The organism is Variovorax sp. GW823-FHT04B03, assembly GCF_058796495.1.
Genome location: NZ_JBXAIT010000007.1, coordinates 331,938 through 342,594, shown reverse-complemented (window position 1 = coordinate 342,594; position 10,657 = coordinate 331,938). Strand labels below are relative to the sequence as shown.

Genomic DNA, 10,657 nt, shown 5'->3' with positions numbered 1-10,657 from the left:
GAGCGACTAGGGTCGTCGTCGGCCGCTCAGGCACCGCAGCGGGGCGGTGCAGCGAATATCCATTGCGCGATGCCGGTCAGGCGCGATGCCGGCATGGAGATGAAGCCCGCATTTCATGCGGACCTTGATTCGACACTTGTTCATGCGATACCCCCACCATGGATCCTGTCAAAAAGAATCTAGGTCGGCGCGCCGAAAGTCGTTGCCGCTTGTAAGCGGACGGCAACCGGTGGTCGATTGGTTGTCTTCGAAAACGAAGGTGCTAATTATGAGAGGCCATCTTCAGGAATGCAACTTTCTCACATACAAATTAACTGACGAGAACCTGACTACGCGCGCCAGAGCCAAAAAAAAACAGCGACCGCGGCGACACCGGCCGAAATCAGGGCGATCAGCGCCATTTCCGCATGGCCGCCATTGCTTTTTTGGGACGCCGCAGCGAAAGCGGGAGGGCGTTCATTGCCGTGTGGCGGGCTCGCGAAGGGGCTGTAGACGGCGGAGCCGGGGCGATCCGGGTCACCGCTTCCTGTGGTGGCCGCCGGATCGTCGGGAGAGGCCGTCACCACGGCCGCGTCGCTTGCGGCTTCGCCGTCCGCAACGCCGCCATCCGGGTTCTCGTGCGCCGCAACGGCGGCCGACGTCGCTTCCGTCGCGATCGCCAGGTCGGCGCACATGACCTGCGTGGCCCAGGCCGCGACAAGCATGGCCTGGACGAAGGGCCGCCTGTCGAGCGCGCGGCGAGGGCGCGATCCGGCGGCGAAGGGGCAATCGATCGGGGTCATGGGGTCGCTGCCCTTCAGATCAGGCCCGTGTGAACGGCGAAGTTCACCGCCTGGGCGCGCGAATGCACATGCAGCTTCTTGTAGATGCTCTTGATGTGCACATTGACTGTCTGGCCCGTGATGCCGAGCTTGGCGCCGATCTCCGCCGAGACGTAACCCGAGGCCACGCAACGCAGGACCTCGCTCTCTCGCGGCGTCAGTGTCATGTCGCGCGACGGCGGCCTCGGCGGCGACGGCGCCTTGTCGGCGACCGGCTCGCGGGGGTGGTAGTCCAGGCGGTGCAGCAGGCGCCGCGTGAGTCGGGGCGTGATCGCGGCCCCGCCGTTCACCACGTGCAGCACGGCATCGGCGAAGCTTTGCAACCAGGCGTTCTTCAGGAGGTACCCCATGGCACCCAGTTCGAAGGCGCGCAGCACGTGGGCATCGTCCTCGAGCGAGGAGATCACGATGACCTCGCTGCTGCGGTGCAGGCGGCGTGCCTCGGTGATCAGCTCGAAGCCCATCTCGTCGCCCAGCTGCAGCTCGAGCATCAGCACGTCGAAGGTGTGCGTGGTCAGCAGCCGGCGTCCCTCGCGAACGCTGTCGGCCTGGCCTTCGAGCTGGATGCGCAGGTCCGACAGCAGCTCCTGGGCGATCACCCGGCGCATGTACTCGTCGTCGTCGACGAGCAGCACGCGCACCGGCGATTTTTCCTGGCCGATCAGGAAGTCCGGCCACAGCCTCGCGGCGGGCGCGCAGACGCCGACGGAGGCCTTCTCGCCAGAGCTGATGAGCCGGTGATCAAGCATGTGCCTGCCCCGGTTGGCGTGAGCGACGCAGGCCGGTCGTTGCGAGCGTGGGCGAGGAGACGCAAAGGTCGTCCGTCGAGCGCTCCGGGGCCACTTTCCCCATCGGCGGCAAAGCAGTTTGGGGTTTCATACATTTTCAAGAGAAAAATGGAAAGCAAGTGCCGAATTGGATTTTTTCTGTGAGTTTTAATCGAAATTCAATTCAGCCCGAGGCTTGTGCAATCCTATGAACTTGACGGGACGGTTGCGCGGGTCTTTTGCTCCTGTTTGTGGAAAGACATGAGTGTTTCAAAATGGAACTACCTGAACCATGACGTTCGATATACCTAATTTCTCTGTTTTTTAGGCGGATCGTGAAAAACGACGCATTGTTCGCCAAGTGAGCAATGCCGGTTGAAAGGTGGAATGGGTTTATTTATGCGAGGAAATTTTGAAAATAATGAAATTAATCAAATATGAAATTCATTTCTGATTGGGTATTTGGTGTTTGGTGAAATAAAATATTCAAAAAACCAATTGAAACCGAGGAAATAATTTGATTATTGAAATTCCGGCGATATTTGAATTAAATGAAATCTTCTATTAACAAAATTGTCTGCTATCCGATTTTTATTTTGGGAGCCTATTCTCTCGCTTGATCATGATTTTTCAATTCAATTGAAATTCAATTTTTTTGAGGTGGCACGAAATACGGTGCCGAATCTTTTCCTCCTCTGCCAGTGCGGTGCGCCCCCGCACGTCAGCTGATCGCAGCAGGCGGGGATCGGAAAAGCGGGGAAATGGCGGGTCCCGGAGGGGCATGCCGACGCTGAGCGGCCCGCAGTGGGCGCCCCGAAGGACGGGGCGGGCAGGGCGCTGTCAGTGCGCCATGGCGTCGAGGTGGTGCTTGACGGCGTAGATGTACAGCTCGAGCCGGTTCGTCACGCCGAGCTTCTGGTAGATCGACGTGAGATGGTTGCGCAGCGTGTGTTCGGTGACGAAGGCCTGCCCGGCCAGGGTCTTGTTGGAGGCGCCGCTGCCGTGCACCACGGTGCGGACGATGTCGCGCTCCTTCTGGGTCAGGCTGGCCTGCCTGACGGACTCGGGGTCGGCTTTCGGCGGCTTCTTCACCGAGGTGAGTTCCGAGAGCACGCGGCCCATGGTCGGGGCGTCGACGCAGAGTTCGCCGTGGTGCACGCGCTCGATCGCATCGAGCACCTGCTCGGCCGACGCGTCCTTGCGCATCACGCCGCGCGCGCCGCGCAGCACCGCGAGGTCCAGGGTGCGCTGCTCGCGTTCGCCGGTCAGCACGACCACGCGCGAGACCTCGTTCGACAGCAGCTGCGGCAGGATGTCCAGGGCGCAATGGCCGTCCAGGTCGAGGTCGAGCACGATGACGTCGGGAGCCAGGCTCTGCGTGTGCGCCACGGCTTCTTCGCAGCAGCTGGCGGTGGCGACGACCTTCATGCGCGGCTGTTCGCCGTCGATCAGCCGGGACAGGCCCCACAGCATGGTCTGGTGATCGTCCACCAGCAGGACGCCGATGGGATGGGCTTCGGTTTGCATGAGGGGCTCCTCGGACTGTTGTCGTGCTTTTGGGGGCTCAGATGGGGATTTCGATCAGCACCTCGGTGCCGCCGCCCCGGCACCGGCTGACCTGCGCGCGGCCTCCGAGCGCCGCTGCGCGGTCGCTGAGGGAGCGTGGCCGGAAGGGCGCGAAGTTCTCTTCGTCGCCTTCGTTCTCGATGCGCAGGTGCAGGCAGCCATTGCGGCAGCCGATGCGCACGCTGCCGCGGCGGGCCTGCGTGTGCTTGCAGATGTTGTTCAGGCCTTCGCCCACCATCTGCAGAACCTCCGCGGTCATGCGGTCGTCAAGACGCACGTGGCCTTCGACGTTCACCGAAATCTCGATGCCGTAGAGCCCCTGGATGCGGGCGGCCTGGCTGTACAGCTGGTGCAGCACGAGGCCGCACGAACTTTCCGGGCCGGCCTTGACCGCGCCCGCGAAGCGCCGCAGGTCGGCGATCACGCCGCTCGCCACCTCGGCAAGCTTGTCCAGGTCCTCGAGCAGCGGGTTGTCCGCGGCGGCCTTCTTGCGCAGGGCGCACAGGCCCATGCGCAACCCGATGTAGGGCTGCACGGCCGTGTCGTGCAGGTCCAGCGAGATCTTCAGGCGCTCGGTCGCGGCCGCTTCGGAGGCCATGCGGTCGAGCACTTCGATGGTCTCGATGACCGGGAAGATCTGTTCCATGAGGTGCGCGAGGAACAGCGCATCGGACTTGCTGAAGTGGCCGTTGCGCGACGAGATGAACACGCGCCCCTCGCCCAGGCGCAGCGGCAGCGCGGCGCTGATGAACGCGCGGGCCTCGAGCATGGCGGCCACGGCGGCACTGCGCTTGGCGCCGTCGCGGCCCTCGGGGCGCCAGCCGATCGCGCCGGGGCCGTGCATGTGGCTGCGCGCAAAGAAGTGGTTCAGGGGCCAGGGCAGGCGGTTGCTCAGCACGGTGTGCGGATGCTCCAGCGCCATCAGCGGCGACTCGGCGATGCCCCCGAGCGTCTCGACACCGACGTGCTCGCAGGTGTCGTCCTTGCGCAGCGTGCGCAGGGTCCAGTTGCCGGTGGCGGTGTCCCGCGTCATGAGGATGCAGTGGCTGGCCTTGAAGAAGGCCAGCGTCTTTTCCATCGTGCGGGCGATGGTGCGGCCCGCGCCGAAGCGCGGGTTCGACAGCTGGCTGATGTCACCCAGCAGGGCCAGGCGCCGCTGCAGGATGAGCTTGGAGCCGCCCCAGTGCACGATCATGTGCCCCAGCGCCAGCAGGAAGGTCGTGCGCATCAGCAGCTGCGGCGCGTCGTCGCCCGTGCTCGTGCCGAGCCCGCAGGCGGCGAACGACGCGACCGAGACGATCGTCACGCGGGCGCCTTCCTCGAAGCCCCAGCGGAACGAGGAGGTCAGGATGGCGAAGAAATAGAACAGGAAGAACAGGCTGTGCACGCCGCCCGTCACGAAGACGATCAGCGTGAACCACATCACGTCGGACCAGTGGACCGCCTTGCCCTGGACATGGCGCCAGCCGCCCTGCGTGCAGGCGTGCACCAGCACACTGTGCAGGAGGTATCCGCAAAAGGCCAGCCAGACCGCGCTGGCCACCGGTTGCCGGGCGGGCCCCGCATCGACCGCCATGGCCAGCACCGCCGAGATCGACAGCACCAGCCGCATGCGGGCGGCCATGAGCGCGTCCGTCGACAGGCTGCTGTCGAGGCTCGGGGCGGAGACGGGGGCGCGCATGGCAAGACATCCTTCGCATGAACTGTTTCATGCACGGCAGGGGCCGACGTTCGGTGGTAACAGCCTGGCGTTCATTTCTTCGTGCCAATAACGCGGTGTATGTGAAGGTTTCACATTACTTCTTTGGTACTCGAAAGGAACCTTGTGGGCGATCTGTGACGTCTGTTGCGCTTGGTTTCAATTGTGTCGTGGGCAGGCTTTTTTCATCGCCGTACGAGGCGCTTCCCCTCGGCCGGGGGCTGCCGCAGGGCAAACGGGTACCCGATTCATGGAGGTGTGGGGCAAGGGGAACGCGAGGGGCGGTGTTCGTGCGTGCCGGACGCACCCATCCCGGCGCGCCAGGGCTGGCACGCCGGGCGTTCGACCCGAACCCGGATTCAGCCCCGCCGTGGCACCAGCGCCGTCCGTCCCAGCGGCGTGACCCGCAGGACGGTGGCCTGGCGCAGCTTCTGCCGTGCGCGGCAGATCGGGGGGAGGGTGGCCTCCACCATGCCGGCGGCTTCGAGGACCGCCACGGAGTTGATCTCCGACGGGTCCTCGGTGTGCAGGGGAAAGGTCGAGTTGCCGATCCTGCGCAGGTAATCGAGCGGCATGACGCTCCATTGGGGGCGTTCTTCATGCACCGAAGTGCCGTTGCCGCAGAGCGTGGCGATCTCCGCGTGCCCCTCGTCCGTGATGGCGAAGACCTGGGCGCTTTCGTACCGCTGGTAGCCGAAGTTGTCGACATGGAACTCGGCTTCGATGAGTCCGGTGGCGACCAGCACCGAGGCATGCCGGATGTCCGCGTCCGCCGTGAGCATGACCGGAAAACGCTTGTTCATGAGCCGAAGAAGAAGGACGAGCGGCATGCGGTACTCCTCGCAATGTCAGCGGTGCCGGCTGGCCCGGCGACGAACAGGCACCCGATGCGCAGCCCCGCACAGGGAGGCATCCGTCAGGCGTGGGCCTGCGATGCCAACGGGGAGCAACGGTCGCACTGAACTCGCGGGAACAGACACGGAAGCCACCAATGTAAGAAATGTGATTTTTTCACTTTAGTCCCTTTTTCGTACTTTCGCCACGGGTTTGGAGATAGATGGCCGAAGGTGCTATCCGGCCCGCGTGCGCGCAGGCCCGCCGCGATGCGGCGATATCGAGCTGGATGTGTGCGAAAGCCCGGCTTCGCCTGCCGCCAGAAGGGGCGGGCGATGCGACCGGACGGCGGGGCGCTGCGCCGCCGCTTCAGGTCAGGGGTTGAATGTCACCCGCTGGGCGATGAGAACGCCGTCGACGACCCGGTCTCCCACGACGGTCACGCGCTGGCCGTTGGCCAGGTTCGCGGCGGTACCGTTCTCGAAGGTGGTACCCGGTCCGCTGGCGTCCACCGGCTGGCCCTGCACCCTGAAATTGGCAGGGGACTGGTAGCCGCCGATGGCGCCGATGAGCGTGAACGAGGCCGGCCCGCCCGTGCCCGGCACATGGCGGATGCGCAGCTTCTTGACGACCAGCACCCCGCCGGACATGAAGCCGTCGACCTCGACCTTCACGCCGTTGCCGAGCGAACCGACGGGGCCACCCGTGATCTGCGCATTGGTGGCGTCCACCGGCGTGCCCAGCACCTTGAAGGCGCCGCGCGAGACGAAGTCGGTGATGTCCCCCGCCAGTTGCAGTGCGATGCCGTTGCTCGTCGGTATCGCGTACCAGCCCTCCACCTGGGTCGCCGTGAACGCGTTGCCGACCGGCGCGGTCGTGCCGCGGGCGCGCACGATGACGCCGTTGGCCAGCGACGAGGCGTCGATGCCCGCGAAGGCGGCGCCGCCATAGCTGACCGTCAGCTGGCCGAGCGTGAAGGTCTGGTTCGTCGTGTTGAGGCCCTGGATGGCGCCCGTCACCAGCGGGGCGGTCAGCGTGGGCGCGGTCTGCACGCGGGTGGCGCGCAGCGTGCCCGGCGCGCCGGGCAGGCCCCACACCTGGACGAGGCTGCCATCGGCCACGTTGGCAAGCCCGTTCGCGTCGGCCCAGACCGTGGCCGCATCGATGGTCACGTTGATGCCCATGACGACGAAGCTGCCGGCGCCCACATCGATGCGCGAGACGGCGCCGCGCAGTTCGGCCCCCGACACGACCTGCGTCGCGATGCCGCGGGTGAAGTCGGGGTCGACCTTGCCGGCGACCCGCGCGCTCATGCCGATCTGGAGTTCGGTGGCGTCCTCGACGGTGATGGTGGCCGTGTCCGTGGTGTAGCGCAGGCCGTTCAGGATGATGCTGCCCAGGCCGTCCGCGGCGCCGATGCCGGCGGCGTCCGCAGTCACGCCGGTGCCGCCCGAGCCGACACCGGAGCCGTCGGTGTTGCCGTTGCTGGCGGTGTCGCCGGAGCCGCCCGTGCCGGCGTTGCCCGAGCCGGACCCGGTCCCATCCCCGCCGGTGCCCGTGCCCGCGCCGCCCGGGCTGTCACCGCCGATCGCGGTGCCGGTGCCCAGGCCCAGGTTCCCGGTCGAGGCACCACCGCCGCCTCCGCAGGACATCAACAGGGCCATGAGGCCGGCGCAGAACAGGCCCAGCAGGAGGCGGCGGGGTGTTTGGATCGTGCTCATGAGGGGCGCTCGCTTTCAGAGGACGCGGGCGGGGGCGGCGTGCCTTCGTCCTCGTAGTACGTGTAGATGCCGACACGGATTCGTCCTTCGGCGCGGGCCGGCGCGCGGCTGACCGCCTGTGCCATTTCCTGCGCGAGCTCGTGGTGCAGGGCGGACCAGCGGTCGCGCACCAGGCGGTGGATCTGTTCGCAATCGTTCAGCGACAGCCCGCGCGCGTACACCGCGCGTTCGAGCATGCGGGGCTGTTCGCCCAGCGTGTTGGCGACGGCCGCCAGCAGGTGGTCCCGGCCGTTGTCGCCCAGGAAGGCCAGCATCGATTGCAGGTCCTGCACGGGCACGAAACCGTCGGCGGTGAGTTCGGCCATGCCCTCGTTCTCGGTCACCATGTTCAGCCGGATCAGCTCGTCGAGGATGGTGCGGTGGTGCACGTTGCCGCGGCTGCTCAGGCGGGCGACCGCCTCGAACGAGGGCGCCGTGTGGCCCGAGGTGACGGGCAGGCGCCGGAACGAAGCATCTTCGGTCAGCATCTGCAGCCACAGCGTGAACGTCTTGGCCGCGGCCGAGAGTTCGGTGTGGGGCAAGGGGTCGACTGTGGAGCGGACCTTGGCGGTCACGGCCTTGCGGTTCAGGCCGGTGGTGACGGACAGCTGGCTCAGGTTGGGCTTGGGAACGCCCTGGCTGCGCCAGGAGTGCTGCGCCTCCTCGATCAGCAGGTCACGCAGCAACTCCTCCAGGTGGGGGTGCTTGACCCCCATCGCGAGGGCGAGCTTCACCACGGGTCGAAGGATGCGTGAGCAGGCCGCGAGGGCCCATTCCAGCCGTTGTTCCATGACGCGACGTGTGTAGTCCTGAAAGTGCGATGCCGACAGGATCGGAGGCGGCGCCCCGACCACCATCAACGCCCCATTGTCCTGCGCACCGCGCTGCAGTGAAAGCTTTGGACTGCGGTTTGACGGCCAGTGAGCCAAAGTTTCATGTTCAGGCGCGGGGCGACCGTCCGGCCGGTGCTGCCAAGGCCGATCGGCCGACGGGATGGCTAGGTTGCCTATGTCGCCCTGCAGCGTGCCCGCCGTAGGACGCGCGCGGCCTGGACGACACCCAGGGTCGGCCCTTTCCCACATGCGGGCCCCGCGCCGGAGGCGACAAAGACACCTCTGTTTCTTTGCATGTCTCAAGGAGCCGAGATGGCCAATGCGAACCCCCGAAAGAACGACGCGGCCGGCACGACCGCCGTCACGCACCGCACGGTGCAGATCGATGGCGTCGAGGTCTTCTATCGCGCGGCCGGTCCGGTGGGGGCCCCGGTGCTGTTGTTGCTGCACGGCTATCCGTGTTCTTCGTTCCAGTACCGCGCGCTGATGCCGGCGCTGGCGGACCGCTGGCGCGTGGTGGCGCCCGATTTCCCGGGCTTCGGCTACAGCGGCACGCCCGAGGAGAACTTCGTGTTCGATTTCGATGGCTACGCGCACTTCCTCGACCGCTTCACCGCCGCGCTCGCGCTGCGCCGCTACGCGCTGTACCTGCACGACTACGGTTCGCAGATCGGCCTGCGCCATGCGATGCGGCGGGCGGGGCGGGTGACGGCGCTGATCGTCCAGAACGGCGACATCTACGAAGACACGCTGGGGCCGAAGTACGCGGCGATCCGGGCGTACTGGAACGACCCGAGCGAGGCCCATCTCGCGGTGCTGGAGCGCGCCGTGAGCGAAGAAGGCTTTCGCGACGAGTTCATCGGCGACGTGTCGTCGCGCGTGGCCCCGCGGCTCGCGCCCGATCTCTGGCGCCTTCACTGGCCGTTGATGGACACGCCCGCGCGGCGCGGCATTGCGCTCGGTCTCATGAAGGGGTTGAAGGAGAACCTGCGGTGGTTCCCGCGCTACCAGGACTACCTGCGCACGTACCGCCCGCCCACGCTGATCCTGTGGGGACCGCAGGACAGCTACATGCCGATCGAGGCCGGCCGTGCCTACCTGCGGGACCTGCCCGACGCCCAGTTCCACGCGTTCGACGACGGGGGCCACTGGCTGCTCGAGACGCACCTGGCGGAGGTGCTGCCGCCGCTGCGCGATTTCCTGGGGCGGCACCTGCCGGTGCCGGCGTCTGCATCCACCCGGACGATCGAAGGCGTGCCGGTATGAGCGTCGCCACCATTGCACGCATCTGGCGCGGCCGCGTCACGCGGGGCCGCGCGGAGGCCTACGAACGCTACCTGCTGGCTGAAGGCATTCCGCCGTTGCGCAAGACGGCGCTCGCGGTGCAGCTGTTCCGGGAAGACCGCGCCACCGAGACCGAGTTCGTCACGACCTCCTACTGGCCCGACGTGGCCGCGATGAGCGCGTTCACCGGTGGCGACCCGAATGGAGTGCACCACCTGCCGCGCGATGCGGAGTTCCTGATCGAACTGCCCGAGCGTGTCGAGGTGCTGCGCATCGTCGTCGACACGTGGACCTGAAGGTTCAGGTCGCTGCCGAAGCCGCCTCGAGCCCCGTCGGAAAGTGCACGCCCGCGCGCTGCGCGGCCTGCACGATGTGCTGCGTCATCGCCTGCTGCGCCAGCGCCGGCTTGCCTTGCGCGAGCGCCTCGATGATCGCCATGTGCTCGTCGTAGGTGGCATGGCGCGCGCCGCGCTTGTAGAAGGGCAGGCGCTGGCTCTCCTGCATCACCTCGGCGCTGTTGCGCAGGATCTCGGCGATGGCCTGGTTGCCGGCGATGCCGATGATCTGCATGTGGAAATCGAAGTCGAGCTGCGTGGCCTGCGTGAAGTCGCCGGCGTCGATGCATGCGCGCATGGCCTGTGCATTGGCGCGCAGCGCGGCCAGGTCGTCCGCCTCGATGACCAGGCAGGCCAGCCGCGCGGTGAAGTTCTCGACCGCGAAGCGCAGCTGGTACACGTCCTGCAGCGAATGCGAGGTGGCGAACTTCCAGGCCGGGGAGGCGGCCGGCGCCTGTTGTCCGCCGTCTTCGGCCACGTACATGCCCTTGCCGGGGCGCGGAATGACGAGGCCCGTGCCCTGCAGCGTCGACAGCGCCTCGCGCAGCGAGGTGCGGCTGATGCCGAGCTGCTCGGCCAGGTCGCGCTGCGAAGGCAGCAGCCCGCCGGCCGCGTAGGTGCCGTCCGCGATCCGCTGCTGGATCAGGCGGGCGGCGGTGGCGGCGACGGCGGGGGAGGCGAGCATGGGCGGTTTTCGGTGCGAAGTGCGGCAGTGGCGGGAGCTGGAAATCTTACTGTGGCCGCACCCTGGGGCCTTC

General features: G+C 66.6%; 10 protein-coding genes. 2 read left to right on the top strand and 8 right to left on the bottom strand.

Annotation, left to right across the window (positions count from 1 at the left end; translation table 11 throughout):
* Positions 1-329 precede the first annotated feature (329 nt).
* The 7 genes from AC1RAD_RS28450 to AC1RAD_RS28420 all read right to left on the bottom strand — a co-directional run bounded on the left by AC1RAD_RS28450 (position 330) and on the right by AC1RAD_RS28420 (position 8,238).
* A complete protein-coding gene (locus AC1RAD_RS28450; RefSeq protein ID WP_492738431.1) occupies positions 330-782 on the bottom strand; it encodes a hypothetical protein in 453 nt (150 codons plus the stop codon).
* Positions 783-796: 14 nt separating this feature from the next.
* Positions 797-1,570 (bottom strand): LuxR C-terminal-related transcriptional regulator, encoded by a 774-nt coding sequence (locus AC1RAD_RS28445; RefSeq protein ID WP_095744458.1) that lies wholly within the window; start codon positions 1,568-1,570, stop codon positions 797-799.
* 858 nt (positions 1,571-2,428) lie between these two features.
* Positions 2,429-3,115, bottom strand: a complete 687-nt coding sequence (locus AC1RAD_RS28440; protein ID WP_095950012.1) for a response regulator — start codon at positions 3,113-3,115, stop codon at positions 2,429-2,431.
* 37 nt (positions 3,116-3,152) lie between these two features.
* Complete coding sequence (locus tag AC1RAD_RS28435; RefSeq protein WP_159275112.1) at positions 3,153-4,835, bottom strand: sensor histidine kinase; 1,683 nt, start codon at positions 4,833-4,835, stop codon at positions 3,153-3,155.
* 377 nt (positions 4,836-5,212) lie between these two features.
* Positions 5,213-5,683: a hypothetical protein gene (locus tag AC1RAD_RS28430; RefSeq protein ID WP_492738430.1), complete on the bottom strand. Its 471-nt coding sequence runs from the start codon at positions 5,681-5,683 to the stop codon at positions 5,213-5,215.
* A gap of 378 nt (positions 5,684-6,061) precedes the next feature.
* Positions 6,062-7,408 (bottom strand): DUF5666 domain-containing protein, encoded by a 1,347-nt coding sequence (locus AC1RAD_RS28425; protein WP_492738428.1) that lies wholly within the window; start codon positions 7,406-7,408, stop codon positions 6,062-6,064.
* Positions 7,405-8,238: a DUF6502 family protein gene (locus AC1RAD_RS28420; RefSeq protein WP_095950009.1), complete on the bottom strand. Its 834-nt coding sequence runs from the start codon at positions 8,236-8,238 to the stop codon at positions 7,405-7,407. The genes AC1RAD_RS28425 and AC1RAD_RS28420 overlap by 4 nt, the downstream gene beginning before the upstream one ends.
* Positions 8,239-8,592: 354 nt before the next feature.
* On the opposite strand from AC1RAD_RS28420, the gene AC1RAD_RS28415 reads away from it, so the two are divergent.
* Both AC1RAD_RS28415 and AC1RAD_RS28410 read left to right on the top strand, forming a co-directional pair.
* A complete protein-coding gene (locus AC1RAD_RS28415) occupies positions 8,593-9,546 on the top strand; it encodes an alpha/beta fold hydrolase (RefSeq protein ID WP_492738427.1) in 954 nt (317 codons plus the stop codon).
* A complete protein-coding gene (locus tag AC1RAD_RS28410; protein WP_492738426.1) occupies positions 9,543-9,860 on the top strand; it encodes a hypothetical protein in 318 nt (105 codons plus the stop codon). Before AC1RAD_RS28415 ends, AC1RAD_RS28410 begins: the two co-directional genes overlap by 4 nt.
* Positions 9,861-9,864: 4 nt before the next feature.
* Here AC1RAD_RS28410 and AC1RAD_RS28405 read toward each other — a convergent pair whose 3' ends face one another.
* The gene (locus tag AC1RAD_RS28405; protein ID WP_492738424.1) at positions 9,865-10,584 is read right to left on the bottom strand and encodes a FadR/GntR family transcriptional regulator; all 720 of its coding nucleotides are present in this window, start codon (positions 10,582-10,584) and stop codon (positions 9,865-9,867) included.
* Positions 10,585-10,657: the final 73 nt, after the last annotated feature.

Bases quoted from the DNA above. Each gene is read 5' to 3' on its own strand.
- AC1RAD_RS28450 (WP_492738431.1), bottom strand. From the start codon at position 782: ATGACCCCGATCGATTGCCCCTTCGCCGCCGGATCGCGCCCTCGCCGC.
- AC1RAD_RS28445 (WP_095744458.1), bottom strand. From the start codon at position 1,570: ATGCTTGATCACCGGCTCATCAGCTCTGGCGAGAAGGCCTCCGTCGGC.
- AC1RAD_RS28440 (WP_095950012.1), bottom strand. From the start codon at position 3,115: ATGCAAACCGAAGCCCATCCCATCGGCGTCCTGCTGGTGGACGATCAC.
- AC1RAD_RS28435 (WP_159275112.1), bottom strand. From the start codon at position 4,835: ATGCGCGCCCCCGTCTCCGCCCCGAGCCTCGACAGCAGCCTGTCGACG.
- AC1RAD_RS28430 (WP_492738430.1), bottom strand. From the start codon at position 5,683: ATGCCGCTCGTCCTTCTTCTTCGGCTCATGAACAAGCGTTTTCCGGTC.
- AC1RAD_RS28425 (WP_492738428.1), bottom strand. From the start codon at position 7,408: ATGAGCACGATCCAAACACCCCGCCGCCTCCTGCTGGGCCTGTTCTGC.
- AC1RAD_RS28420 (WP_095950009.1), bottom strand. From the start codon at position 8,238: ATGGAACAACGGCTGGAATGGGCCCTCGCGGCCTGCTCACGCATCCTT.
- AC1RAD_RS28415 (WP_492738427.1), top strand. From the start codon at position 8,593: ATGGCCAATGCGAACCCCCGAAAGAACGACGCGGCCGGCACGACCGCC.
- AC1RAD_RS28410 (WP_492738426.1), top strand. From the start codon at position 9,543: ATGAGCGTCGCCACCATTGCACGCATCTGGCGCGGCCGCGTCACGCGG.
- AC1RAD_RS28405 (WP_492738424.1), bottom strand. From the start codon at position 10,584: ATGCTCGCCTCCCCCGCCGTCGCCGCCACCGCCGCCCGCCTGATCCAG.